Annotated in this window: 20 protein-coding genes and 2 pseudogenes; 7 read left to right on the top strand and 15 right to left on the bottom strand. The window is 73.5% G+C overall.

The window, feature by feature from the left end:
* Nucleotides 1–33: 33 nt before the first annotated feature.
* Nucleotides 34–852: a lipase family protein gene (locus NUT86_RS31675; RefSeq protein WP_018088995.1), complete on the top strand. Its 819-nt coding sequence runs from the start codon at nt 34–36 to the stop codon at nt 850–852.
* A 206-nt stretch (nt 853–1058) separates the two neighbouring features.
* Here NUT86_RS31675 and NUT86_RS31670 read toward each other — a convergent pair whose 3' ends face one another.
* Both NUT86_RS31670 and NUT86_RS31665 read right to left on the bottom strand, forming a co-directional pair.
* Nucleotides 1059–1448 (bottom strand): VOC family protein, encoded by a 390-nt coding sequence (locus NUT86_RS31670; RefSeq protein ID WP_018088994.1) that lies wholly within the window; start codon nt 1446–1448, stop codon nt 1059–1061.
* 232 nt (nt 1449–1680) lie between these two features.
* Nucleotides 1681–2010, bottom strand: a pseudogene (locus tag NUT86_RS31665) (isochorismatase family protein); the annotation flags it as partial.
* A gap of 678 nt (nt 2011–2688) precedes the next feature.
* Here NUT86_RS31665 and NUT86_RS31660 point away from each other — a divergent pair.
* The gene (locus tag NUT86_RS31660; RefSeq protein ID WP_274738697.1) at nt 2689–3882 is read left to right on the top strand and encodes a serine hydrolase domain-containing protein; all 1194 of its coding nucleotides are present in this window, start codon (nt 2689–2691) and stop codon (nt 3880–3882) included.
* Nucleotides 3883–3900: 18 nt separating this feature from the next.
* On the opposite strand, the gene NUT86_RS31655 is transcribed toward NUT86_RS31660, so the two are convergent.
* Complete coding sequence (locus tag NUT86_RS31655) at nt 3901–4452, bottom strand: MarR family winged helix-turn-helix transcriptional regulator (protein ID WP_274738695.1); 552 nt, start codon at nt 4450–4452, stop codon at nt 3901–3903.
* Between the two features lie 172 nt (nt 4453–4624).
* Between NUT86_RS31655 and NUT86_RS31650 the strand changes: the two genes are divergently transcribed.
* On the top strand, nt 4625–4876 hold the full coding sequence (locus NUT86_RS31650; protein WP_202443717.1) for a hypothetical protein: 252 nt from the start codon (nt 4625–4627) through the stop codon (nt 4874–4876).
* A gap of 133 nt (nt 4877–5009) precedes the next feature.
* On the opposite strand, the gene NUT86_RS31645 is transcribed toward NUT86_RS31650, so the two are convergent.
* Entirely contained in the window at nt 5010–6125 is a 1116-nt protein-coding gene (locus NUT86_RS31645) for an agmatinase family protein (protein ID WP_093648539.1), read from the bottom strand.
* Nucleotides 6126–6526: 401 nt separating this feature from the next.
* On the opposite strand from NUT86_RS31645, the gene NUT86_RS31640 reads away from it, so the two are divergent.
* A complete protein-coding gene (locus NUT86_RS31640; RefSeq protein WP_159488959.1) occupies nt 6527–7564 on the top strand; it encodes a PP2C family protein-serine/threonine phosphatase in 1038 nt (345 codons plus the stop codon).
* Here the strand turns inward: NUT86_RS31640 and NUT86_RS31635 are convergent.
* The 7 genes and pseudogenes from NUT86_RS31635 to NUT86_RS31605 all read right to left on the bottom strand — a co-directional run.
* Nucleotides 7540–8727 (bottom strand): 4-hydroxybenzoate 3-monooxygenase, encoded by a 1188-nt coding sequence (locus NUT86_RS31635; RefSeq protein WP_274738692.1) that lies wholly within the window; start codon nt 8725–8727, stop codon nt 7540–7542. The two genes, NUT86_RS31640 and NUT86_RS31635, sit on opposite strands and share 25 nt — an antisense overlap.
* Nucleotides 8724–9596, bottom strand: a complete 873-nt coding sequence (gene pcaD, locus NUT86_RS31630) for a 3-oxoadipate enol-lactonase (protein ID WP_274738690.1) — start codon at nt 9594–9596, stop codon at nt 8724–8726. The genes NUT86_RS31635 and pcaD overlap by 4 nt, the downstream gene beginning before the upstream one ends.
* Nucleotides 9593–11104, bottom strand: a complete 1512-nt coding sequence (gene pcaB, locus NUT86_RS31625; protein ID WP_274738688.1) for a 3-carboxy-cis,cis-muconate cycloisomerase — start codon at nt 11102–11104, stop codon at nt 9593–9595. Before pcaB ends, pcaD begins: the two co-directional genes overlap by 4 nt.
* Nucleotides 11091–11750 carry a protocatechuate 3,4-dioxygenase subunit alpha gene (gene pcaG / locus NUT86_RS31620; protein ID WP_274738686.1) on the bottom strand — a complete coding sequence of 220 codons (660 nt, stop codon included), beginning with the start codon at nt 11748–11750 and terminating at the stop codon, nt 11091–11093. The genes pcaB and pcaG overlap by 14 nt, the downstream gene beginning before the upstream one ends.
* Nucleotides 11750–12619, bottom strand: coding sequence for a protocatechuate 3,4-dioxygenase subunit beta (gene pcaH, locus NUT86_RS31615; protein WP_274738684.1), 870 nt, complete (start codon nt 12617–12619; stop codon nt 11750–11752). The genes pcaG and pcaH overlap by 1 nt, the downstream gene beginning before the upstream one ends.
* Before the next feature lie 171 nt (nt 12620–12790).
* Entirely contained in the window at nt 12791–13654 is an 864-nt protein-coding gene (locus NUT86_RS31610; protein ID WP_274740678.1) for a CoA-transferase subunit beta, read from the bottom strand.
* Nucleotides 13655–13774: 120 nt separating this feature from the next.
* Nucleotides 13775–14575, bottom strand: a pseudogene (locus NUT86_RS31605) (CoA transferase subunit A); the annotation flags it as partial.
* A 175-nt stretch (nt 14576–14750) separates the two neighbouring features.
* On the opposite strand from NUT86_RS31605, the gene NUT86_RS31600 reads away from it, so the two are divergent.
* Nucleotides 14751–16427, top strand: coding sequence for an IclR family transcriptional regulator domain-containing protein (locus NUT86_RS31600; protein ID WP_274738682.1), 1677 nt, complete (start codon nt 14751–14753; stop codon nt 16425–16427).
* A 16-nt stretch (nt 16428–16443) separates the two neighbouring features.
* Here NUT86_RS31600 and NUT86_RS31595 read toward each other — a convergent pair whose 3' ends face one another.
* Nucleotides 16444–18120 carry a CocE/NonD family hydrolase gene (locus NUT86_RS31595; protein WP_274738680.1) on the bottom strand — a complete coding sequence of 559 codons (1677 nt, stop codon included), beginning with the start codon at nt 18118–18120 and terminating at the stop codon, nt 16444–16446.
* A gap of 141 nt (nt 18121–18261) precedes the next feature.
* The gene (locus NUT86_RS31590) at nt 18262–18669 is read right to left on the bottom strand and encodes a DUF3224 domain-containing protein (RefSeq protein WP_266443495.1); all 408 of its coding nucleotides are present in this window, start codon (nt 18667–18669) and stop codon (nt 18262–18264) included.
* 102 nt (nt 18670–18771) lie between these two features.
* On the opposite strand from NUT86_RS31590, the gene NUT86_RS31585 reads away from it, so the two are divergent.
* Entirely contained in the window at nt 18772–19743 is a 972-nt protein-coding gene (locus NUT86_RS31585) for a helix-turn-helix transcriptional regulator (protein WP_266443498.1), read from the top strand.
* An 82-nt stretch (nt 19744–19825) separates the two neighbouring features.
* Here the strand turns inward: NUT86_RS31585 and NUT86_RS31580 are convergent, their stop codons facing one another.
* Both NUT86_RS31580 and NUT86_RS31575 read right to left on the bottom strand, forming a co-directional pair.
* Nucleotides 19826–21193, bottom strand: a complete 1368-nt coding sequence (locus NUT86_RS31580; protein ID WP_274738677.1) for an MFS transporter — start codon at nt 21191–21193, stop codon at nt 19826–19828.
* 226 nt (nt 21194–21419) lie between these two features.
* Nucleotides 21420–22499 carry a YihY/virulence factor BrkB family protein gene (locus NUT86_RS31575; RefSeq protein WP_274738675.1) on the bottom strand — a complete coding sequence of 360 codons (1080 nt, stop codon included), beginning with the start codon at nt 22497–22499 and terminating at the stop codon, nt 21420–21422.
* 17 nt (nt 22500–22516) lie between these two features.
* Here NUT86_RS31575 and NUT86_RS31570 point away from each other — a divergent pair, with 17 nt between their 5' ends.
* Complete coding sequence (locus tag NUT86_RS31570) at nt 22517–24160, top strand: acyl-CoA dehydrogenase family protein (protein WP_159485522.1); 1644 nt, start codon at nt 22517–22519, stop codon at nt 24158–24160.
* The last annotated feature ends 57 nt before the right edge of the window (nt 24161–24217 follow it).

The following is a 24217-nucleotide window of genomic DNA, read 5'->3' as shown; positions in this document are numbered from 1 at the left end:
AGCCCTCGTCGACCTCAGCCAGAGGAGCCCTCGTTGACCAGCGCCACGATCGACCAGAAAGCCACCGGCTACAGCGTCCGTCATGCGCTCTGTATGGCACGCGCCTCCGAACTCGCCTACAAGGACGAGCAGACCATCGAAGCCACCGCCCGGCAATGGGGCTTCGACCGGGTGCGCCATCACCACACCACGTTCCGCCCGCCGTTCCCCCTGGAGGACACCCAGGCGTACACCCTCGGCGGGCACAGCATGATCATCACCAGCTTCCGGGGAACGGAGCCGGTGAAACTGCGCGACTGGCTGTCCGACGCCACCACACCGCCGTGGCCCGGTCCTGGCGGCAGGGGGTATGTCCACTACGGCTTCGGTGAGGCGCTGGAGGCCGTCTGGCCGCAGGTCCGCGCCGCCGTCGACGCCTTCCGCGACAACCGCCAGACGGTGTGGTTCACCGGCCACAGCCTCGGCGGGGCGCTGGCGATGCTGGCCGGGGCGCGGCTGCATTTCGAGGAGCCGCATGTGACGGCCAACGGCGTCTACACCTTCGGCCAGCCACGCACCTGCGACCGGCAGCTGTCCAAGGAGTTCAACACGGCCTTCTCCGACCGCATGTACCGCTTCGTCAACAACAACGACATCGTGCCGCAGCTCCCCCCGGAGCCCGCCTTCCACCATGTCTCCGCCCTGCGCTACATCGACACCCAGGGCGCCATCCACCACACCATGCCGCTGATCAGCGGCCTGGTCGACCGCGCCCAGGGCCTCACCGCCGATGTACTGGCGCCCGCCTCCGACGGGGTCCGGGACCACTTCATGGACGCGTACATCAACGCATTGGAGAGGAACCAGAACTGAGCGTCTGGGGGGGGACGGGGGCGGCGGGCACCCGACAGGGCGGGTACCGGGGCGGCGGGCACCCGGCCGGCCGGACCGGCGGGCACCGTGCCGGGCTGGCCCGGCGGGCACCGTGCCGGGCTGGCCCGGCGGGCACCGTGCCGGCCGGGACAGCCCGGCTACCGTCCCGTCCCGTTCCGTCCCGTCCGGACCGGGTGCGGTGCCGGTCAGAGCGGCTGGGTGAGGTTGACCGCGTTGCCGTCCGGGTCCTGGATATGGGCGACCCGCTGCCCCCAGGGCATGTCGTTGGCCGGGCCGCGCGCCGTTCCGCCGAGCGGCCCGACCCGGTCGAGCAGGGCGTCGACGTCCTGGACGACGATGCTGATCAGGATCCGGGTGGGAGTGCCGGTTTCTACGTTCTGGTCCACCACGATGCCCAGCTCCGAGCCACCGATCCGCAGACCGACGAAGAAAGCCGGGCCCTCCTCGGGCACCCGGGTGAACTCCTCGGCACCGACCAGCCCGCTGTAGAAGGCCTGCAGCCGGTCGAGGTCGGGGGTGACGATCACCGGCTGGACGGCGGCAGGGGCGGGGGCGGCGGGTGAGGTGGCAGACATGGCGTCCTCCGGGTGTGTGGCCTGTGTGGTCGGTGAGGTAGACCGCGCCCGGAGTGCTGATTCATCGCTCGGGGCGGGAGCAATGCGCCGGTCGGGTTGGGAGCAGGTTCACCGACCAGGAGGCGGGAGGGGAGACGGCACACCGGCCGGGGCGGAGACGGCTCACCGGCCGGGAGGGGAGGCGGTTCACCGGCCGGGACGGAGGGCGGTGAAGGTGACCTCGGCGGCCTGGGCGGGCGACGATTTCGATCTCGTCGCTCAGGGCCCATTCCGCGGCCCGCGAGGACAGCGCCGCGGGCACCCGCTCGCTGATGCCGGGGGCCGCCGGGATGTCGTAGGTGGCGTGGGCGTCGTGCGGCAGAACGACAGGGAAGTCGCAGGCCAGGGCCGTACGGGCGGTCGCGCTGACGCACATCTCGGAGGGCACCCCGCAGAGCGCCAGGGCCTTGACCCCGGCGTCGTCGAGCAGGGCACCGAGCGGGGCGTCCTCGAAGCCGTCGTCCTGGGTCTTGCGGATCACCGACTCGCGGGGCCCGGTCTCCACGGGCAGATGGTGCTCCCAGTCCCCCGCGACGAACGCCGACCATCCCGGTCATCCCGACCGTCCCGGTCGCCGCAGCCGTCGCGGCCGTCATCCTCGCCGTAGCCGCCGTAGCCGCGGCAGCCGTGGTCACCGACGTCGCCACCGCCGTCGTCACGCTCTCCGTCACCCTCGCGTCCTCCGTCGCCGTGATGACGACCATGGGGCGGCCGGGCGGGCCATTGATCACGGTCGCGGCGGAATTCAGCCAAGCGCCCGCCCTCCTCGACCGCCTCGACCCGCCCCTTCGCCGCCCTCCCCAGCCGCCTCGCCCCGCCCATCCCCCGCCGCCTCCGGCCGCCTCGAATGCCGCTCCCCCGCTCCTCCCCCGCCCGGCCCATAGGTCGCGCGTCGTCCACGACGCCGCCGCTGAGCTGTCACAACGATCCGGACGCCCGACGGACGCCATACGGGCGCAGCGTCCGATGCGGATGCGAGGACTCGCAGCCGAGGCACGCCCGTGCGCCCGTGTGTCCGCGCCCATGCGCCCGTACACCGACGGCTCTCTCCGGACACGCGGGGCTGAGCCGTCCGGCCGCACATCGTTGCCACGGGCATCGACCTGGACGGATCATCCGATACGCACGCCGTACGCACGTACGGAGGGCCGGGATGACCGCACCGTGATGACCGCACCGGCACGACGCGAGGAGAGCCACTGTGGAGCCAGCCACCGTCAACGGCCACTGCGCACCGGAATTCACCGGCGTACGGGACGCGTTCGAGCGGAACTTCAGCGAGCACGGTGAGGTCGGCGCGGCGGTCACGGTGACCGTGGACGGCGAGGCAGTGGTGGACCTGTGGGGCGGCCACGCGGACGCGGCCGGGACCCGCCTCTGGGAGCGCGACTCTCTGGTCAATGTCTACTCGACATCGAAGGGGATGACCGCGTTGTGCGCCCATCTCCTCGTGGACCGGGGCGAGTTGGATCTCGATGCGCCGGTGACCCGGTACTGGCCCGAGTTCGGGCAGGCCGGCAAGCAGGACATACCCGTGCGCTGGCTGCTCAGCCACCGAGCCGGTCTGATCGCGCCCCGTGAGCCGCTGCCCGCAGGGCACGCCTATGACTGGGAGCGGGTGTGCGCCGTCCTGGCGGCCACCCCGCCGTGGTGGGAGCCGGGCACCGCGCAGGGCTATCACGCGGTGACCTTCGGATACCTCGTGGGCGAGGTCGTACGGCGGATCACCGGGCAGTCCCTCGGCGCGTTCCTGCGCAGCGAGATCACCGGGCCGCTGGGCGCGCGGGTGTTCATCGGCACCCCCGCCGAGGAGCACGCCCGCTGTGCCGACATGGTCGGGCAGCTGGACGAGGCGCGGATCGCCGAGCAGTTCCCCGGTGTACCGAAGCCGCCGTTCCGGTCGCTCGCCGACCATCCCCTGGCCATCGTGATGCTGGCGCTGACGTACATCCCCACCGGCGATGTCAACAGTGCCGCCTACCGGTCGGCCGAGATCCCGGCGGGCAATGCCCATGCCGGTGCCCACGGGCTGGCGACGGTGTACGGCGCGCTCGCGGGCGGCACGCTCGTGGGGCCCGGCACCCTGGAGGCGATGCGCCGGTCGCAGAGCCTGCCGGGTGAGCGTGATCTGACGATCGATGCGCTCGCCCCGGCGGGGTACGAGCACCGCTGGGGTCTGGGCTTCATGCTCAACCACCAGGGCCAGGCGGGGCCCAATCCGCGGGCGTTCGGACACGGTGGCGCGGGCGGCTCGTTCGCCTTCGCCGATCCGGAGAACCGGCTGTCGTACGCGTACACCATGAACAAGTACGGCGGTGGCACGACGGGCCAGGATCCGCGCAACGCCGGGCTGATCAGGGCGGTGTACCAGGCGCTGACGCAGCACCGGAGCTGATGCGGGGGCCCGCCGCCCCTAAGGAGCCGACGGTTCGGGCGGCGGTGCCGGCCGCGGAGCCACGGGCGGTTCGTCCGCCGCGTCGGTAAGGGCACGCAGCGCCTCGACGAGCCCGGCGCGCCGGGCGGCCGGCAGCCGGGACACGATCGTGGCGATCTCCGCGTGCCGGTCGGCGAGCACCTGCGCGACCAGACCGCGGCCCCGGTCCGTCAGGCTCAGCACGACCTCGCGACGGTTGCCGGGGTTGGCCTGCCGGGTGACGCTGCCGGCCGCCTCCAGCCGGTCGGCCATCCGCAGCGCGGTGGACGGATTGACGCCCAGCGCGTCGGCCAGCGCGGCGAGCTTGACCGGGCCCCGGCCGTCCAGCACCACCAGGGCCCGCAGCTGGGGCAGGGTGAGCGAGGGCGCGGTCCGGCCGAGTGCCCGGGCGGAGACCCCGACCAGCATCCGGGAGGCGGTCAGCACCGCGGCGATCACCTCTTCGACCTCGTGGTCAAGAGCGTCGTCGCCGGACCCGGCCGCCCCGGCCGCCCCGGCCGGCCGCGGTACGCGGTGTGCGTCGTGCCCCATGGCGCCTTTATACCCGGCAAGGGCATCGTGCCTGGTGGCGAGCCTGGCGGCGGCCCCTCTGCGGCCCGGAAATCTGCCCCCGCCATCGCCGTTGCCGAGCGCAATAATGGAAGGTGCGGCAAGCATCCGGCCTGGCGCGAGCGCCGTGGCCCGGGGAAAGGGCGTGGTGATCATGGAACGGGACACCGAGACGGTTCACGAGGCGTATGCGTTCGTCTGTCTGCACTGCGGACACGGCTGGGAAGAGGAGTACGAGATCCGGCACACCACGGATCTGGCCGGCCACCGGCGCGCCGACTACTTCACCCGGGGCGTCCGTGTCGCCTCCCCGCTGACCCGCGCCGACTGCCCCTCCTGCAACCTCGGCCCGATCCGCATCCTGCGCCCCGGCCGGGTGAACTCGACCCGCCCCTACCTCGCCTGAACCCAGCCCACCCCCTTCCAGGAATCTGACGCACTATCACCATCAGGTGCGGAGAAGGTGGTTGATGCGTGATGTCTGCACGCCGGAGCCCACGGTCGGACGGCAACCGCCTTACGGCCGTTCGGCGTGCGGGCTATGTCTGCTGCCCCGGCGGCGGTCCGGCGACCTCCGGGTCCACATAGGCGGGACCGGGCAGGCCCTTACGGCGCATGGCGATCCCGGTCAGCGCCTCGAAGATGGCCCGGCGGGCATTCATCGTCGTGGTGTAACCGGGATCGAGGTGGGGTGCGACCTCGACGACCTCCATGCCCACGACCGGCGTCTCATGGCAGATCCGGCGGAGGGCGGGAAGCAGTTCGCGGTTCGTCAGGCCGGGCGGCTCCGGTGTGCCGGTGCCGGGTGCGAAGGCCGGGTCCAGCACGTCGATGTCCAGCGACACGAACAGGTACTCCGGCCCGTCCAACGCCTCGTCGATGGCCTGCTGGAGGACCACGTCGAATCCGCGCCGGTCGATCTCGGCCATGAAGTGCGCGCGCAATCCGTGCTCGCGCATCCAGGCGAACAGGGCGTCGTCGGGCGCGATCGCGCTGCGCAGACCGATCTGGATGAAGTTGCGCCCGGGGATGTGCTCGTCCTCGATCAACCGGCGGACCGGTGTGGCGTGTGAGACGGGATGTCCGAACAGGTCCTGAGAGCAGTCCGGATGCGCATCGAAGTGGATCACCCCGACCTTGCCGGCACCGTACACATCGGCCACCGCCGCGGCGTCCGGCCACAGGATCGAGTGGTCCCCGCCGAGCACGATCGGGATCGCGCCTGTTCCGGCGATCTCGCGGACCAGAGTGCGGATCGGTTCCATGGAGTTGTCGATGCTGAACGGGTCCACCGCGGCATCGCCGTAGTCGACCACCGTCAGTTCCTCGAAGGGCTTGATACGGGTGGTGGGATTGACGAGCATCTGCGGGGTGTGGGGCAGGATCCGCTCGTCGGCCCGGATCGCACGCGGTCCGTAGGCCGCCCCCCGGTGCCCGGTGGACATGTCCACCGGCGCTCCCACGACGGCCACATCGACATGGCCCGCACGCAGGTCGTCCGGGTTGAGGCACAGCGGCAGCCCGAAGAACGTGGCGATCCCGGCGTAGGCCGGTACGAACGCATACCGCTGGAGGTTGATCGGTCCGGGCTCGCGCTTCGGGTCGGGCGTACGGTCGACCGCCCATTTCCAGACGTCCGGGGGTACACCTTCCACAAGCTGCTCCTTTCCGTCCCGTCCGGACGGCCGCCCGGTACGGAGGGCGCCCGGCCGGCCACACCGCCGCCACTCAACCCGACCTGCACGGGTTCGCCGGGCACCGCGGCGGGACAGGCCACAACAGTCAGTCGTTCGGACCGGGGGGGGAGGAGCGCGGGGCACCTTCCGGCCGTGCCTGCCACTGCAATTCGGTAACAGCACGCATTCGAGGTATTTCGGTACGGCATATGTTGCCTATGCTCAGGCCGGAGGTCGGGGGGCCGCTTTCGGACACTCCGACGGCCGACGGCCCCCTTGCCCGATCACTTCACCTGACACCGTCGGAGAACACCTTGGCCGTGGAGAACGGGGAGCAGCGCACCGGCTCCCGTGTGCTGGCCGTGCTCCCGTACGCGGTCATGGCCGTGGTCACCACGGTCGATCTCACCGCGGGTCCGGGGGTCGGGTTCCTGCCCCTGGTGTCGCTGGGGCCGGCGTTCGCGGGGCTGGTCGGCGGCTGGCGGCGGACGGCCGTGGTCGGGCTGGCGGCGTTCGTGCTCTGCCTCGGCCTGGGGGTCTACAACGGTCTGTTCGAGAGCCGGCGGGGCCTGACCGCCCTGCTGTCGGTGGCCGGGGTGACCGCGGCCGGAGTGGTCGCCGCGGTGATGCGGCAACGCCGTGAGGCGGAACTGGCCAGTGTCCGCTCGATCGCCGAGGTCGCCCAGCGGGTGCTGCTGCGCCCGGTGCCGCGCGGCGCGGGCCCGCTGCGGATCGCCGTCTCGTACACCTCGGCGGTGGCCGAGGCCCGGATAGGCGGTGATCTGTACGAGGTGGTGACCTCGCCCGCCGGGGTGCGGATCATCGTCGGCGATGTGCAGGGCAAGGGCCTGGAGGCCGTGGAGAGCGCGGCGGTGGTGCTGGGTGCGTTCCGGGAGGCGGCGCACGACGAACCGGATCTGCCGGCCGTCGGCGAACGGGTCGAGCGGGCGCTGAACCGCCATCTGTCCGGCGAACGGTTCGTCACGGCGGTGCTGGCCGAGATCGGTGACGGTCCGCGGGCCACCCTGCTGAACTTCGGCCATCCGGCGCCGCTGGTGGTCCGCCCCGACGGCACGGTCGGCTTCGCCGCACCGCCCGACCGCGCGCTGCCGCTCGGCCTCACCCTGCACGGCGCCATGGCCCCGGTCCCCTACCAGGTGCCGTTCACACCCGGCGACCAGATGCTCTTCTACACCGACGGCGTGACCGAGGCCCGCGATGCGGCGGACCGCTTCTACCCCCTCGACGAACGTGCCGCGCTGCTCAAGGACCCCGACCCGGAGGCCGCGCTGCGCTCGGTGCGCGAGGACCTGGTCGAGCATGCCGAGGGGCCGCTGCACGATGACGCGGCGATGCTGCTGGTGCGCTACCGGCAGGAGCCGGTGAACGGGCCTCAGGGCAGCGGCAGCCCCGCGTAGTTCTCCGCCAGCTCGGCGGCGGCGTGCGGCGAGCCGGCGATCCGGTCGAGCTGGGCGAGCTGCAGCCGGGTGTCGAACGGGCTCTGGTCCGGGGCGGTGTGCAGGGCCGTCGTCATGAAGTACGAGAAGTGTTCGGCCCGCCAGACCCGGCGCAGACAGGTGTCGGAGTAGGCGTCGAGCAGTTCGGTGGAGCCGGTGCGGTGCAACTGGTCGAGGGCGCGGGCCAGGACGGTGACATCGGCGACGGCCAGGTTGAGGCCCTTGGCCCCGGTGGGCGGCACGATATGTGCCGCGTCGCCGGCCAGCAGGACCCGCCCGTACCGCATCGGTTCGGTGACCGAACTCCGCATGGGCAGGACGGCCTTGGCGGTGAGCGGCCCGCGCGCCGGTTTCCAGGGGGTGTCGACCGCGCCGCGGGCTTCCAGTTCGTCCCAGATGCGGTCGTCGGGCCAGTCGGCCGGGTCGGTGCCGTTGGGGACCTGGAGGTAGAGCCGGCTGACGGTCGGCGTCCGCATGCTGAACAGTGCGAAGCCGCGTGCGGAGTGGGCGTAGACCAACTCGTCGTGGGAGGGCGGGACCTCGGCGAGCACACCGAGCCAGGAGTAGGGGTAGCTGCGTGTGTACGTACGGCGTGCGCTCTCCGGTAGCGCCTGCCGGGCCACACCGTGGAACCCGTCGCAGCCCACGACGTAGTCACAGGTCAGGGTCTGCTCGCGGCCCCGGTGGCGATAGCGGATGCCGGGCCGGCCGGTGTCCGCGCCGGTCACCGCGAGCGCCTGCGCCCCGAACAGCAGCGGTGCCCCGTCCGCGAGTTGCAGCGCGATCAGGTCCTTCACCACTTCCGTCTGGGCGTAGACCATCACCCGGCGGCCGCCGGTCAGCGCGGGGAGGTCGAGGCGGTGGGCGCGCCGGTTCCAGCGCAGCTCGATGCCGTCGTGGACCAGGCCCTCGCGGTCCATCCGCTCCCCCGCCCCGCAGGCGCGCAGCACCTCGACGGTGCCCTGTTCCAGGATGCCCGCGCGCTGGCGCCGTTCGACGTAGGCGCGGTCCCGGCTCTCCAGGACGACGCAGTCGATGCCGGAGCGGTGCAGCAGCCGCGCGAGCAGCAGGCCGGCCGGGCCGCCGCCGATGATGCCGACCGTGGTGTGGCGGGGGTGGGTCACTGGGCTGTTCCTTCCGCGGGGTGCGGTGCGGGTGTGCCGACGGCGGTGGCCACGGGGCCGTTGTCCGGGTGTGCGGCGAGGTGGTCGAGGAGGGCGGCCAGCACCGGGGCGGGGCGTTCCACGTTGGCGAGGTGGGCGGCGCCGGACAGTTCGAGCAGGCCGGCGTCCGCGATGCCGTCGGCGAGTTCGCGGGCGTGGGCGGGTGGGGTGGCCGGGTCGGCGAGGCCCGCGACGACGAGTGTGGGGGCGGTGATCCGGGCCAGGTCTGCGCGCAGATCGAAGGCGGCGAGGGCGTCGCAGCAGGCCGCGTAGCCCGCGGGCGCCACCGACCGGCGCACTGCGTCGAGGAGCGCCGTGGCCTGCGGGGAGCTGACGAAGGCCGGGGTGAACCAGCGGCTCGCGGCGGCCTCGGCGATCGGGGCGAGGCCCGCTTCCCGTACCAGCGCGGCCCGGTCCTGCCAGCCCGCCGGCTCGCCGAACCGTGCGGAGGAGCAGATCAGGGCGAGCGAGGCGATCCGCTCAGGGTGGTGGGCGGCGAGCCAGGCCCCGACGGCGCCGCCGAGCGAGATCCCGGCGTAGGCGAACCGGTCGACACCGAGGGAGTCGGCGAGGCCGAGAACCAGTCGGGCCAGGCCGGGGACGGTGGTGGTGGGGGCGGGCCCCCCGTGGTCGCCCAGCACCCCGATGGGGGTGCCGCCGTGGCCGGGGAGGTCCCAGCGGATGACGCAGTGGTGCCGTGCCAGGGAGGGGAGTTGGGGGTCCCAGACGGCAAGCGAGGCACCGAGCGAGGGGCCCAGGAGGAGCGGCGGGGCGTCTTCGGGACCGTCCACGGTGTGGTGCGGGAGCGGGGTGGCGGGCGGGTGGGTCATGGCAACTCCTGTGCGGGGTGCTCGGGGCGTTCCAGTGCCCGGTCCACGAGGGCGCCGGCGGAGCCCAAGTATCCGGTGGGGTCGAGGAGTTGACGCAGGCGGGAAGGGGACAGGGCCGGGACTCCCCGTGGGGCGGGCGGGCCGTCGGACGGGGCGGGCCGGTCCTCGCACGGGGCCGTGGGCAGTGCCTCGTTCAGTGCCTCGTCCAGCGCCGCGGGCAGTTCGATGTCCCGCTCCGCGGTGCGCCGGGCCGCCGTGTCCAGGATGCGGCGGGCCTCGGCGCGGCCGGTCAGGGCCGTGAGGGCGGCGACCAGGCGTTCGGTGACGACCAGACCACCGGTCGCGTCGAGATTCTGCCGCATACGGCGCGGATGGACCCGTAGGTGCGCGGTGAGTTCGGCGGCGTCCCGGGCCGCGCCGCCGGTCAGCCGCAGGGCGTCCCGCAGCGGCTGCCATTCGGCGTGCCAGGCGCCGGCCGGGCGTTCGTCCTCGGCGGCCAGCGACCCGTACAGCACCGCGGCGAGGCCCGGGACCTGCCGGGCGGCGGCCGCGATCAGCGTGGCGCGCACCGGGTTGGTCTTGTGCGGCATGGCGGAGGAGCCGCCGCCGCTGCCCTCGGTGAGCTCGCCGAGCTCCGTGCGGGAGAGGGTGAGGACATCGGCGGCCAGCTTGCCGAGGGCGCCCGCGGTGAAGGCCAGCGCACCGGCGAGATCGGCGACCGGGGTGCGCAGGGTGTGCCAGGGCAGGGCCGGTGCGGCGAGTCCGGTCTCGGCGGCGTAGCGGGCGAGGAGCCTGCTCCCCAGGTCGGGAGCGGGGGGCCGCCCATCCTCCGCCTCCGCGTACGCGTGGAAGGCCGCGAGGGTGCCGGCCGCGCCGCCCAGTTGCACCGGCAGTGCGGCCCGTACGGACGCCAGCCGGTCATGGGCGTCGAGCACGAGGCTGCGCCAGCCCGCCGCCTTGAGGCCGAAGGTCGTCGGCACCGCGTGCTGGGTGAGGGTGCGGCCCGCCATGGGGGTGTCGCGGTGCTCCGCGGCGGTACGGCGCAGCGCGGCGGCGGTGCGGGCGAGGTCCGGCAGGACGGTGTCCAGGGCGCGGGCGCAGACCAGCATCGTGGCGGTGTCCAGGATGTCCTGGCTGGTGGCGCCCCGGTGGACGTAGGCGGCGGCCCCGGGGTCGCGGTCGGTGACCGCGGCCGTCAGATCGGCGACGAGCGGGACCACGGGGTTGCCCGCGGTGCGGGCGCGCAGCGCGAGGGTACGGGCGTCGTGGCGGTGGGGCTCGGCGGCCGCGGCGGTGACGGCGGCGGCCGCCGACCGCGGTGCGAGCCCCAGGGCGGCCTGGGCGCGGGTCAGCGCGGCCTCGGCGTCGAGCAGGGCACGCAGATACCCGGCGTCACCGGTGAGGCCGGCCACGGCGGAGCCGGCCCAGGACGGCGCCAGCAGCCCCAAGTCGGCGGATTCGTCGCGTTGTTGGGGATGCTCGGTCCACGGCAGCTCATCGGAAGGCAAGGAAGACCGTCTCCTCGTGTGTGCCGTCCTCCGCCCGCTGCAACCGGATGTCGAAGCGGTACCGGCCGGGGCCGTCGGGGCGGGCGAGCAGGGTGTCCGCGCGGTCCGCGGGCAGTTGTGCGAGCAGCGGGTCGGTGGCGCGGGCCGTCGGGTGCCCGGGGAAGTAGACGCGGGTGAACAGGTGGTGGAGCAGTCCGCGGGCGAAGAGGCACACGGAGAGGTACGGCGCGGCGTCCGGGCGCCCGGCGGGGGCGGTGGCCGGCAGGGTGCGGACGGCATAGCGTCCGTCGGCGTCGGTGGGGACCCGGCCGAAGCCGGTGAAGTCCACACCGTTGCGGCCGAGGAGGGCGCCGGTGGCCGGGTCCCGGCGCAGCGAACCGGGCGCGCCCGTGCGGCTGCCGTCCGGGGCCGCCTGCCAGAACTCCAGCAGCGCGTCCGGCACCGGCTCGCCGGCGCCGTCCCGTACACAGCCGTGCACGGTGACCGTTTCGGGGTGGCCTGCCGGGGCGAGCTGCGCGCCGTCCGGGAACGGGAGGGCGTAGCCGTAGAACGGCCCGATGGTCTGTGCGGGGGTCGGGGCGAGCGGCCCGGACGGCGTGCCGGCCGCGGCGCCGGACCGGTCGGGGCGGAGGGTGGCGCGGGGCATCAGCGGCCTTCCTCGATCCAGGTGGCGGACGGGCCGTCCAGGACCACGTCCCAGCGGTAGCCCAAGGACCTTTCGGGGACGTTCAGTTCGTGATCGTAGGCGGCCACCAGACGGGCGCGCGCGGCGGGATCGGTGACCGAGCCGAGGATCGGGTCGTAGGGAAAGAGCGGATCGCCGGGGAAGTACATCTGGGTGATCAGCCGCTGGGTGAAGGCCGATCCGAAGAACGAGAAGTGGATATGGGCCGGGCGCCAGGCGTTGTGGTGGTTGCGCCACGGGTAGGCGCCGGGCTTGATGGTGGTGAAGGCGTACCGGCCCGCGTCATCGGTCAGACAGCGGCCGACTCCGGTGAAGTGGGGGTCGAGCGGGGCCGGGTGCCGGTCCCGCCGGTGGGCGTAGCGGCCGGCGGCGTTGGCCTGCCAGATCTCGACGAGCTGACCGCGTACGGGGCGGCCGGTGCGGTCCAGGACGCGGCCGGTGACGGTGATGCGTTCGCCGAGCGGTTCGCCGGTGTGCTGCCGGGTGAGGTCGGCGTCCAGGTCGCTGACGTCCGTGACACCGAAGGCGGGCCCGCCGAGCTCCACGGCCTCCGGGTCGGCGCGGTGGTCGATCTCGACGGGCGGGCGGCGGGGGTGGCGCGCGGTGGTGCTGCGGTAGGGGGCGAAGTCCCTGGCGGGGTGGTCCGGGGCCGGTGCGCCCGCCGCCCGGTCCCGTTCCGCGGCGGTGTGCCGGGCGGCGATCTCGCGGCTGATGTCGGCCTGGCCGGGGAGCGGCGGGGCGCCGGGCGCGGGGCGGGGCGGGGGTGCGGCCACCGACGGAGACGCCGGGACAGGAGCGTCGTCGGACGGGGTGGGCGGGGTCAGGGCCATGGGCGGTATCTCCCTGCGGTGGGGGCACGGCGCGGGTCCGGTGGGACGGGCGGACGCGGGCCGCGTGGTGGCGGGACGTGTGCGGGACGGGGCGGTCGCGGCGGTCTCGGGGCGTGGGCGCTCCGGCGACGTGGAGATGCCCCGTAGGCGGCCGATGAGCATCAGGCGTCGTTACGGGAGCGGAGGGAGGGGGCCGCCCGTAGGAGCTCGGGGGCTGTCGACCGTACGGGTCACCGGGGTCTCGCCCCTGCGGGAATCAAGGGCCTCGCCCGCACGGATCCCGGGGGCCTCCCTGGGCGACTGTCCGTCCGAGGCCGCCGCCTTCAGGGACCGCAGCGCGGCGAGTTCGGCGGCCGTGGGCGGGGCGGTGACGCCGATCCGGTCGGCCTCCTTGAGGTCCCAGCCGGTGGCCGCCCGGACCTGGTGGATCGTCACTCCCGGGTGGAGGTCGGTGAGGACGAGTTCCGCGGTGACCGGGTCGGGGCGCAGCACGCCGAGGTCGGTGATCACCGCGGCCGGACCGGCGCCGGGCAGTCCGAGCGCCGCCCGGTCCCGGGGGCCCGCGCCGTGGCCGAGGGTGGTCACGAAGTCCAGCGCACCGACGAAGCTGCGGGGGCTGTGCCGCAGGACCATCAGCACCTGCCCGCAGTTGGCGGCGATTTCGGGGGCGCCGCCCGCGCCGGGCAGCCGTCCCTCGGGCTTGCCGGGGCCGCGGTGGACGACGGTGGTGTTGATGTTGGCGAACCGGTCGACCTGCGCGGCGCCCAGGAAGCCGACGTCGATCCGCCCGCCCTGCAGCCAGTAGTTGAACATCTCCGGCACCGACACCACCGAGTCCGCGGTGTCGGCCAGTTCGCCGTCCCCGATGGACAGCGGCAGCTGGGTCGGCTTGGAGCCCAGGGTGCCGGACTCGTAGACGAGCACCAGGTCCGGATTGACCGTACGGCGGGCGAGGTTGGCGGCCGTACTGGGCAGCCCGATCCCGACGAAGCAGGTCCGCGCACCCGCCAGCGCACGGGCGGCGTTGACCTCCATCAGCTCGTCGGGGGTCCAGTCGGGGGCGCCCTCGGGGCCGGAGCCGGAGGCGCGCCGCTCGGCCACGTCCTCCCCGGCCGCTCCCCGCACCGGAGGCCCCTCCCCTCCCTGCACACGTTCCCCTCGCACGCACTCCGCCAGCCACCGCCCGAACGCCGCCCGGTCCCGTGAAATGCCGTCCCACTCCCGGTAGTAGGCGTTGTCACGGACCGAATAGCCGGCCGCGTACGACGGATGGGCGCCGCCGGGGACGGGCGCGACCGCGTCGACGACCCAGGTGGGCAGGACGACCGCACCGGGGCGCGGCTCCAGCGTTTCGACGATCTCCTCGACGGTGACCAGTACGCGCCGGGCGGCGAGCGCCGCCTCCTTCTGCACCCCGGTCAGGCCCCACAGCTGGACGTTGCCGGCCCGGTCGGCCTGCTGCGCATGGATGACCGTGACATCCGGGTTGAGGGCGGCGACGGCGGCCAGCTCCTCTCCGGTGAACGGGCAGACGACGGTGGAGACCGTGGGCGTCCGGGCCGGGATGTCGCTGCCGCGGTAGCCGCGGAGCACCGCGAAGGGGAGCCGGGCCGCGCCCGCGGCATAGCGGTTGGCCATCCCGGCGTGGCTGTGCTCGTCGATCTCCAGCGGGGCGGGCCAGCCGTGCTCGACCGCGTCCCGGAAGCGGTGCAGCGAACCGACGCCCGGATTGCCGCCCCAGGAGAACACCAGCTTCCGGGCCGCGCCCGCGCCGATCAGCTGGTCGTAGACCACGTCGGGGGTCATCCGGGCGAGCGTGAGGTCCTTGATGCCCTGACGGATGATCTCGTGCGCGGCGGCGAACGGGATGAGGTGGGTGAACCCCTCCAGCGCCACGGTGTCGCCGTCATGGATCAGCTCCGCGACGGCCTCGTGCAGGGAACGGATGTCGGCCATGTCCTCACCCTCGGGTCATACCGGAGCGTGGCCCCAGGGGCCGCCCCGCACCAGGTTGTTCGCACAGTGAACTTAAGTTCATAATGACGCCGCCTTGAGTTTGGCCCCGGTCCCCGGCCCTGTCAACGGTCCGCCGGGTACGGTTCCGACGAGATCGACGCACCAGGGAGAGGCCATGACCCACCCCGCCGCCACCGCCCCGTCAGCGCCGCCGCCACCGGAGGCGGTGGGGCCGCTGATCCGCAGCGTGTCCGTGCTGCGGGAGCTGGCGGCCGGCGGCGGCCGGCGGTCCGTCGGCGATCTGGTGCGCGGCACCGGCCTCGCCCGTTCGACCGTGGACCGGGTGCTGAGCACCCTCGCCCGGCTCGGTTACGTACGGACCGAGGGCCGGGACGCGGTGCTCGCGCCGCGTCTGCTGGAGCTGGGCAACGCCTACCTCGCCGCCTCCGAACTCCCCGAACGGCTCGGCCCGCTCGCCGACCGGCTGGCCGATGAGCTGGACGAGTCGGTCTCGCTGGCGGTGCCGGACGGCGACGGGGTGCGCTTCGTCCACCAGGCGACCCGCCGCCGCGCCATGTCACTGGCCTTCCGCATCGGCGATCTGCTGCCCGCCGAGCGGGGCGCGCCGGGCGCGCTGTTCGCGGACGGGTGGGACGAGGCGGACTGGCGGCGCTGGCGGGCGCGCCGGGCGGCCGACCCGACGGACGCGGGCTTCCCGGCCGTCCCGCCGCGGCGCGACGAGGACACCTCGGAGACCGGTTTCACCGCACGGGTGGCCGCCGCGCGCACCGCCGGCTGGTCGCTGGACGACCAGCTCATCGAGCCGGGGCTGGTGGCCGTGGCCATGCCGGTCCTCGACGCCGCCGGCCGCACGGTCTGTGCGCTCAGCGTCGTCAGCCACACCAGCCGGCTGAGCGCGGACGCGCTGCCCGGCGCGGTACTCCCCCGCCTCCGCGAGACGGTCGCCGCCATGGAGGACGCCCTGCGTGCGCCCCGGGCCGCCACCCCCTCCGCGACGGTTACCGGCCCGTCCCACGCCACCTGGATGCGCGCGTCCAAGCAGGAACTGGGCCCGGAATTCGTCGAATCGATGGCCCGCGGGCTGATCACCCTCACCGCCTTCGGCACCGGCCGCGCCGCGCTCCCGCTCACCACCGTGGCGGAGGCCACCGGCCTGGCCCGCGCCACCGCCCGCCGGGCCCTGATCACCCTGGAGCACCTCGGCTACCTCACCGCCGACGGCAAATTCTTCCGCCTCACGCCGAAGGTGCTGGAGCTGGGCTTCGCCCACCTCTCGGGGCTCACCCTGCCCGACATCGCCCAGCCCCACCTCGCCTCACTGGTCGAGCGGGTGCACGACTCCGCCTCGATGGCGGTCCTCTCCGGCGACGACATCCAGTACGTCGCCCGGGTCCCCACCGTGCGCATCATGAGCGTCAACATCACGCTGGGCACCCGTTTTCCGGCGTATGCGACCTCCATGGGCCGGGTGCTGCTCGCCGGACTGCCCCCGGCCGAGCGCTCCGCACGGCTGGCGCGCACACGGCCGGAGCCGCTCACCCGCCACACCGTGACCGACCCGGAACGGCTTCTGGCCCTCCTGGAAGAGGTCCGCTCCGCCGGTCACTCCCTGGTCGACGAGGAACTGGAGGAGGGCCTCCGCTCCCTCGCCGTCCCCGTCCACGACCGCACCGGCCAAGTCGTCGCCGCCGTCAACGTCTCCACCCACGCGGCCCGTTGCACCCCCGACGAGGCCCGCGAGGCCCTCCTCCCCGCGCTGCGCACCGCCGCCGCCGAGATCGAGGCCGACCTGGGTGTGGCGGGGCGGTACGCGCGGATTCCGGTGCGGTGACCGGCCCGGTCCTCCCCTACGGGGTCTCCTGAGGGAGCATCAGCGCCGATCCCGAGTGCAGTGTGAGGTGGACCGGCAGGAAGCGGGTGGCCTCGGCCGACGGTTCGCCGGTGCCGGGGTTGCGGGCGTAGCGCGGATGGGCGCCTGCGCTGACCTGGAGGCGTATCCGGTGACCCGCGGCGAAGCGGTGGGCGGTGGCCCTCATCGCCACGGTGACCTCCGAGGGGGCCTGCCCGGTGGTCCGCAGCCGCACCAGCCCGTCGCACAGATTGGTGGACCGGTTCTCGGGGTCCACGTCGCAGAGGCGGGCGAAGACGTCGGCGTGGCCGGTGTCCGTGGAGATCCGCAGCCGCGCGGAGACCGGGCCGAGGATGTCGACGGGCTCGGTCAGCGGCGGGCCGGTGAACGTCAGCACGTCCTCCCGCGCTTCCCGTGCGCTGTTGTCGCGGGGACCGGCGCTCCGGGAGAGCAGCGGCCCGCCCACGGACGGGGCGGGGTCGGCCGGGTCATGGCGGAAGGACGCCAACGGGCCGGATTCCACCGGGTCCTGCCGGCTGAGCGTTCCGTTCTCCGCGGGGAACCAGGCCGTGGTGGCGGGGGCCGGCGGCCAGTCGTCGAGGTCCCGCCAGACGTCCTCGCCGCCGACGTGGACGCGTACGGGGGTGGGGCGGAGGCCGGTGCGGTCGCCGCACAGGTGCGCGCGCAGCCAGGCGAGGCTCTCGGAGAAGACCTCGGGCCAGCCCTGTTGCAGCGCGGAGGTATGTGTCCAGGGGCCGACGAGCAGGGAGGACTCACCTCCGGCCCGGCGCAGCCGCGCGAACTGCCGGAGGTTCTGGTCGGCCAGCACATCGTGCCACCCGGTGATCACGCTGGTGGGCACGGCAGCTTGCTCGGCCGCCGCGGCCACGGACGCACCGTGCCAGTACGGGTCGTCGGCGTCCGGATGGGTCATCACCTCGTCCAGCCAGGGCACTTCACCGAGGGCGGACTCATACGCCCCGCGCAGCGGCCGCGCGCCGGTGATCTCGCGCAGCCGGCGCTGCAGCCGCAGCGTCGACCGCACGAAGGGCATCAGCCCCCGGTGCTGGTACGTCATGCCGGCGCCGACGGCGAGGGCGTTCTCCAGGAGCAGCGCACCACCCTCGTAGAAGAGGGCATGGGGGTCGTCCAGACCGACCTGCACCACCATCGCCTTGAGCTCCGGCGGCGGGTCCAGGGCGAGCGCCCATTGCACATAGCCCAGGTAGCTGGGGCCGATCGTGCCCAGCGTGCCGGTGAACCAGGGCTGCTCGCGCAGCCAGGACACGGCGGCCTGCCCGTCGGCGGCCTCGTTTCGCCACAGGTCGAACCGCCCGCCCGAGCCGCCGGTGCCACGGCAGCTCTGCAGGACCACATGGAAGCCCTGTTCGGCGAAGAGGATGCCGTACAGGGGTGACCACGGCACCCCCCGGCCGTACGGCGAGCGCACGAGAAGCGTGGGGAAGTCGCCCTTCGTACGGGGGAAGTAGTGGTCCGTGCGCAGGGGACTGCCGTCAGCGGCCGGCACCACGAGCCCCGGCTCCCAGCCGACGTCGTGCCGCTTGGCCGGGAGTCCGCGCCATGTCGCCCGCATCATCCGCGAGGCCAACGGCGGCTTCCCGGACGGCGCGACCCAGCCGGAACGCGGTACGACGTCGTGCGTGTGCGGCGTCATCGTCTTCCCCTCCACTCATTCCCGTACGTTGCACGAGAATAGCGGACGCCGGGCCGCTCCTCACAACTCCGGGCGTCGGAGCGGGACATGAGGATGTTGACGAGGGCGCGCGCACCGGCGACCGGTGCGGGGCGCCCGGGGTCAGTCCAGGTCGTAGTGGAAGGTGTAGGGGAAGGAGGAGGCGCCGGGACCGGTGGTGAAACTGCCGCTTCCGCGCAGCCCGGTCAGCTCCCCGGTGCCGCTTCCTGGCACGACCTCGAAGGTGCAGCGCACGGAGCCGTCGGCACCGAACGAGCCGCGTTCCTCGACGACGAAGCCGCCTTCCCGACCGTCGAGCCGCCCGGCCAGCCTCTCCATACCGGTGAAGGTGCCGGTCTTCTCCGTGATGTAGACGATGCTGTATTCGCAGGTGGTATCGACGGCCTCGATGCCGCCGGAGAAGGTGTTGGTGACGGAGGCGTGGGCAAGCCTCGGGCTCGCTTCGCTCGAACCGACCGCCCTCTCCTCCCAGTTGGCGTAGCTGAAACGGCCGGTGGTCTGCACAGGCATGGAAGTCCTCTCGGTCGGCCGCACGGGGTCGTACGTGCGGTGCGTGACCAGCCTGAGGGCCGTACCTGACACCTCCTGTCAGGTACGCGGGACAATCTCCGTATGCGTGCCGACCGGCTTCTCTCCCTGCTTCTGCTGCTCCAGAACCGCGGGCGGATGACCGCTCCCGAACTCGCGGCGGAACTGGAGGTGTCGGTCCGTACGGTCCACCGGGACATCGAGGCGCTCCTCGCGTCGGGAGTTCCCGTCCGCGCCGACCGCGGTCCCGCCGGCGGCTACCGCCTGATGGACGGATACCGCACCCGGCTGACCGGGCTCACCGACGCCGAGGCCGCCGCGCTCTTCCTCGCCGGAGCGCCCGGGCCGGCGAAAGACCTGGGCCTGGGCGCGGTGCTGGCGACCGCGCAGCTGAAGGTGCAGGCCGCTCTCCCGGCCGAACTGGCCGAGCGCACCCGCCGCATACAGGACCGGTTCCACCTGGACGCGCCGGCCTGGTTCCGGGACGCCGATCCGGCGCCGTATCTGGCGTCGGTCGCGCAAGCGGTGTGGGAGCAGCGGACGCTCCGTGTGCACTACCGGCGCTGGAGCGGTGAAATCCACCGGGAACTCCATCCGCTCGGTCTCGTCCTCAAGGGCGGCCTCTGGTACCTGGTGGCGCTCGCGGACGGGGCCGTACGGACCTATCGGATGGCGCGGTTCCTGGCCGTGGACCTCACCGAAGAGCACTTCGAGCGACCGGCCGGATTCGCCCTGGCCGCCTACTGGGAGGAGGCTGCCCGCCGCCTGGAGGCCACGCTGCAGCAGGGAACGGCGCAACTGCGGATCTCACCGCTGGCGCAGCGCCTGCTGCCGGTGCAGTTCGGTGCTGCGGGCGCACGCGCCCTGGAGAGTGCCGGGCCGCCGGACCACGAGGGCTGGGTGCGGGTGGAGCTGCCGGTCGAGGCGCCCGCCGTGGCGGTCAGCGACCTGCTCAGGCTCGGCACGGAGGCAGAGGTGCTCGGCCCCTCCGCACTGCGGCAAGCCCTCGCCCGGGCCGTGGCCGTACTCGCGGACCGCTACGCGACGACTCCCTGAACCCGCCCTGGGCGCTGCCCTCTTGGTCGTGTCAGCGGCGCCAGCACCGCGGACCGGCACACGGACCCGGCGCGGGCTCCGCTCACGGCTCCGCGCCGGCCGTCTCCGGCAGCGAGGCCGTTGCCGGTCGGCGGCCGAGGCGGCGGGCCAGCGGTACCGAACCGATGGCGAGCGCGCCCAGCAGGCCGGCCAACGCGAAGGCGGTGAAGCCGAGTTGGTCGTTGGCGGTGGCGGCGAGGGTGCCGCCGAGCCAGGGGCCGGCCACCGCGCCGGTGCGGCCGATGCCGGTGACCCAGCCGAGGCCGGTGGCCCGTTCGGCGGCCGGATAGACGCGGTTGGCCGCCGCGTACACCATCACCTGCGCGCTGAAGAGCCAGACACCGGTGGCCGCGACCACCACATACGTGACGCCGAGCGGCAGCCGCGCCCCGAGGAGCAGTGCGCCGGCGGCGGTCAGCAGGAACCAGAGGGCGGAGACCCTGACCGGGCCGTAGCGGTCGGCGATGCGGCCCGCGATCAGCATGCCGGCGATCCCGCCCGCGTTGATGATGAGCAGGAAGCTGACCGAGGACGTGAGGCCGTACCCGGAGGCGCGCATCATCTGCGGCAGCCAGGTGCTGACGCCGTAGACCAGGAGAAGTCCGCAGAACGAGGCGAGCCACAGCAGCGGGGTGGCCAGGCGGACGCCGGGGCGGAAGAGGGCGAGGACCGCGGCGAGGCGGCCCTTGGCCCCCTGGGCCGGTGCGTCGGCGGAGGCCGGGCGGGCCATGCCGTAGCGGTCGGCGACCGCCTCGGCCTCGGCGGTGCGGCCCTTGGCGAGCAGCACACCGGGCGACTCCGGCAGCAGGCGCAGCAGCAGCGGGGCGGCGACGACCGCGGGCAGGACGCCCGCCCAGAACACCCAGCGCCAGCCCAGCGCGGGGGCGAGCGTCAGGCCCAGGCCCGTCGCGAACATGCCGCCCGCGTGGTACGAGGTCATCAGCAGGCCGGTGGCGAGGGCGGCCCGGCGGGGCGGCGCGAACTCCATCACCATCGAGAGGCAGAGGGGCATCAGACCGCCGAGTCCCAGGCCGGCGAAGAAGCGTCCGGCGCCGAACGGTCCGGGCGCGCCTGCGAGCGCGCAGACCGCCGACCCGGCGGAGAACACCAGCACGCTGACGACGAGGACGGGGCGGCGGCCGAGCCAGTCGGTGAGGGTGCCGGTGCCGAGCGCGCCGATCAGCATGCCGAAGGTGGTCCAGCTGCCGATCGCGCCGGCCGCTCCGGGGGTGAGGCCGAGGCCGGGGTCGTCGAGCATGTGCGGCATGACGGCGCCGTAGACGTTGACGTCCATCCCGTCGAAGAAGACGGCGAGCCAGCACAGCGCCAGGACGGGCGCGACGGAACGGAAGGTGTGACGGCGGCCGGTGGAGGGCGGAGGACCGGTGCGGGACATGCCGGTGGGAGACATGGGACCTCGGATTCACGGATCACGGTTCGCGGATCACGGTGCGCGATGCGCCATCAGTGGCGCGGGTTCGCCGGCTTACTGGTTCGCCTGGTGAACTTTCGTTCGCCGAACGATCGGCAAGGATCATCTGCCCGGGTTCGGTGAGTGTCAATGGCCCGTGCAGGGCTTCCTGCGCTGCCGTGCGCGGCGCACCAGGGCCGGACGAGGCGGGACGGGGTACGCCGGCTCAGTCGTCGCGGGTGCCGCCGGCGTCGTGGCCCCCGCCCCGGCGCCCGCCGTCGTCACCGCGGTCAGCGCCGTCCGCCGGGGCACCGTCCGCGCCGCCGGTCTCCCACTCCGCGCCGGACCGCGCGGCCGTCCGCCGGGCGATCTCCTCGCGCGCCGCGGCCGTGGCGACCGAGGGCCACACCCGGTCGAGCGAGGCATTCATCGCGGCCCCCACCAGCACCGCGAAGGCGGACACCCCGATCCACAGCAGCACGGCGACCGGCGCGGCCAAGGAGCCGTAGATCGTGGGTCCCTCGACCGTCGAGGTGAGATAGAGCCGCAGCAGAAAGCTGCCGAGCAGCCACATGCCGAGGGCGACCACCGCGCCGGGAATGTCCTCCGGCCAGGGCGAACGGACCGGTACGGAGGCGTGGTAGAGGGTGGTCAGAAAGGCGACCGACAGGAGCAGGACGACCGGCCAGTACAGCGCCCGGATGATGTGCTCGCTGGCCGGCAGCCAGCTCACGACGGTGTCGGGCCCGGCGACCATCAGCGGCAGCGCGACGGCGCCGACCACGAGCGCCGCGAGATACAGCGCGAACGCCAGCAGCCGGGTCCTGACGATGCCGCGCCGCCCGTCGAGCCCGTACATGATGGTGATGGTGTCGACAAAGACATTCATCGCCCGGGAGCCGGACCACAGGGCGATGGCGAAGCCGAAGGAGATGACATCCGGGCGGCGGCCGGTGAAGACATCGTTGAGCAGCGGCCGGGCGATCTCGTTCACGCCCTTGTCGGACAGCACGGCGCCGGCGCCGTCGAGGATGCGCTGCCGGACGCTGTCGATGGTGTCGTGGCCGATCCACGCGTCCGTATAGCCGAGCACGCCCAGGAGCCCGAGGATCAGCGGCGGCAGCGACAGCAGGCTCCAGAACGCGGCCTCGGCGGCCAGCCCGGTCACCCGGTACTTCATGCAGGAGTTGACGGTGTCCTTGAGCAGGAGCCAGACCAGCCGGCGCTTGGAAACATTGCGGTACAGCGCGCGGGCCTTGGTCAGACGGCCCGCGGGCCGCTCGGTTGGTTCGTTTGCGGGCTGCACCTCCTTACCGTATCTGCATGGCAGCCACCACTCACTCGGTCACGAACCAGCCCCCGCCGCTGGTCGGCTACGACGTCTTCGCGAACGATCCGGCCCTCACCGAGGGCATCACCCGGTACATCGCCGCCGAGCGGCTCGGCGAGGTACGCGAAGAGCTGGGCACGCTGGGCAAGGCGGCCGGCTCCACGCACGCCCAGCAGTGGGGCGAACAGGCGAATGCGCATCCACCGGTGCTGCACACCCATGACCGCTACGGCCACCGCATCGACGAGGTGGAGTTCCACCCGGCCTGGCACCGGCTGCTCGGCCACGCCGTCACCTCCGGGCTGAACGACGCCTGGTCCCGGCCGGACGGCCATGTCCGCCGCACCGCCGGCTTCATCGTGTGGACGCAGGCCGAGGCGGGGCACGGCTGCCCGCTGTCGATGACCCATGCGGCGGTGCCCGCGCTGCGCGCCGAGCCGGAGCTGGCGGCCGAATGGGAGCCGCTGCTGACCTCACAGGTGTACGAGCGGGAGCTGCGGCCGGTCGCCGAGAAGGGCGGCGCGCTGGCCGGGATGGCCATGACGGAGAAGCAGGGCGGCAGCGACGTACGGGCCAACACCACCCGCGCCGAGCCGCTGGCCGCACCCGGTGAGTACGTCCTGACCGGACACAAGTGGTTCTGTTCGGCGCCGATGTCGGACGCCTTCCTGGTGCTGGCCCAGGCGCCCGGCGGACTCACCTGCTTTCTGCTGCCACGGGTGCTTCCGGACGGCAGCCGTAACTCCTTCCGCATCCAGCGGCTCAAGGACAAGCTCGGCAACCGCTCCAACGCCTCGGCGGAGGTCGAGTTCGACGGGCGGACCTGGGCGCGCCGGGTCGGCGAGGAGGGGCGCGGGGTGGCGACGATCATCGAGATGGTCGCGGCGACCCGGCTGGACTGCGTCAGCGCGTCCGCGGCGGTGATGCGACAGGCCGTGACGCAGGCGATCCACCACACCGCCCACCGGGAGGCGTTCGGCGGCCGGCTGACCGACAAACCGCTGATGCGCAATGTGCTGGCCGATCTGGCGCTGGAGTCGGAGGCGGCGACCACACTGGCGCTGCGCCTGGCGGCGGCGTACGACGGCGGCACCGAGCAGGACCGGCACTTCCTGCGGCTGGCAATCCCGGCGGCGAAGTACTGGGTGACCAAGCGGTGCACGCCGATGGTGGCCGAGGCGCTGGAGTGCCTGGGCGGCAACGGCTATGTCGAGGAGTCGGGGATGCCCCGGCTGCTGCGCGAGGCGCCGCTCAACTCGATCTGGGAGGGCGCCGGCAATGTCCAGGCGCTGGACGTCCTGCGGGCCCTGCGGCGCGAACCCGAGGCGCTGAACGCGTTCCTGACCGAGATCGGGGCGGCGCGGGGCGCGGACCACCGGCTGGACCGGGCGATCAAGGGGATGCTCACCGAACTCGCCGACCTGGCGGGCATCGAGGCACGGGCCCGGCGGCTGGTGGAGCGGATGGCACTGGTGCTCCAGGGTTCGCTGCTGGTGCGCCATGCGCCGTCCGAGGTCGCGGACGCGTTCTGTGCCTCCCGGCTCGGCGGCGACGGGGGTGCGGCGTTCGGCACGCTGCCGCACACGCTGGACCTCGCGGCGGTGGTGGAGCGGGCGCGGCCGGTGATCGACTGCTGAGCCCCCGCCCGGCCGGATCGTGGCGCGGCGGCGGCTCCCCGTCACCTCTGGGCCGGT

Origin of the sequence: Streptomyces sp. G7(2002), from assembly GCF_028870195.1 — a bacterium.
GTDB lineage: Bacteria > Actinomycetota > Actinomycetes > Streptomycetales > Streptomycetaceae > Streptomyces > Streptomyces nigrescens.
This window is presented reverse-complemented; position numbering and strand designations above follow the sequence as displayed.

What these genes read in the sequence shown, in the direction of transcription:
- NUT86_RS31670 (WP_018088994.1), bottom strand. Translation starts at nt 1,448, where the DNA reads ATGTCTGCCACCTCACCCGCCGCCCCCGCCCCTGCCGCCGTCCAGCCG.
- NUT86_RS31655 (WP_274738695.1), bottom strand. Translation starts at nt 4,452, where the DNA reads ATGGGGCACGACGCACACCGCGTACCGCGGCCGGCCGGGGCGGCCGGG.
- NUT86_RS31650 (WP_202443717.1), top strand. Translation starts at nt 4,625, where the DNA reads ATGGAACGGGACACCGAGACGGTTCACGAGGCGTATGCGTTCGTCTGT.
- NUT86_RS31640 (WP_159488959.1), top strand. Translation starts at nt 6,527, where the DNA reads ATGGCCGTGGTCACCACGGTCGATCTCACCGCGGGTCCGGGGGTCGGG.
- pcaD (WP_274738690.1), bottom strand. Translation starts at nt 9,596, where the DNA reads ATGACCCACCCGCCCGCCACCCCGCTCCCGCACCACACCGTGGACGGT.
- pcaG (WP_274738686.1), bottom strand. Translation starts at nt 11,750, where the DNA reads ATGCCCCGCGCCACCCTCCGCCCCGACCGGTCCGGCGCCGCGGCCGGC.
- pcaH (WP_274738684.1), bottom strand. Translation starts at nt 12,619, where the DNA reads ATGGCCCTGACCCCGCCCACCCCGTCCGACGACGCTCCTGTCCCGGCG.
- NUT86_RS31610 (WP_274740678.1), bottom strand. Translation starts at nt 13,654, where the DNA reads ATGGAGGTCAACGCCGCCCGTGCGCTGGCGGGTGCGCGGACCTGCTTC.
- NUT86_RS31600 (WP_274738682.1), top strand. Translation starts at nt 14,751, where the DNA reads ATGACCCACCCCGCCGCCACCGCCCCGTCAGCGCCGCCGCCACCGGAG.
- NUT86_RS31595 (WP_274738680.1), bottom strand. Translation starts at nt 18,120, where the DNA reads ATGACGCCGCACACGCACGACGTCGTACCGCGTTCCGGCTGGGTCGCG.
- NUT86_RS31590 (WP_266443495.1), bottom strand. Translation starts at nt 18,669, where the DNA reads ATGCCTGTGCAGACCACCGGCCGTTTCAGCTACGCCAACTGGGAGGAG.
- NUT86_RS31585 (WP_266443498.1), top strand. Translation starts at nt 18,772, where the DNA reads ATGCGTGCCGACCGGCTTCTCTCCCTGCTTCTGCTGCTCCAGAACCGC.
- NUT86_RS31580 (WP_274738677.1), bottom strand. Translation starts at nt 21,193, where the DNA reads ATGTCTCCCACCGGCATGTCCCGCACCGGTCCTCCGCCCTCCACCGGC.
- NUT86_RS31570 (WP_159485522.1), top strand. Translation starts at nt 22,517, where the DNA reads ATGGCAGCCACCACTCACTCGGTCACGAACCAGCCCCCGCCGCTGGTC.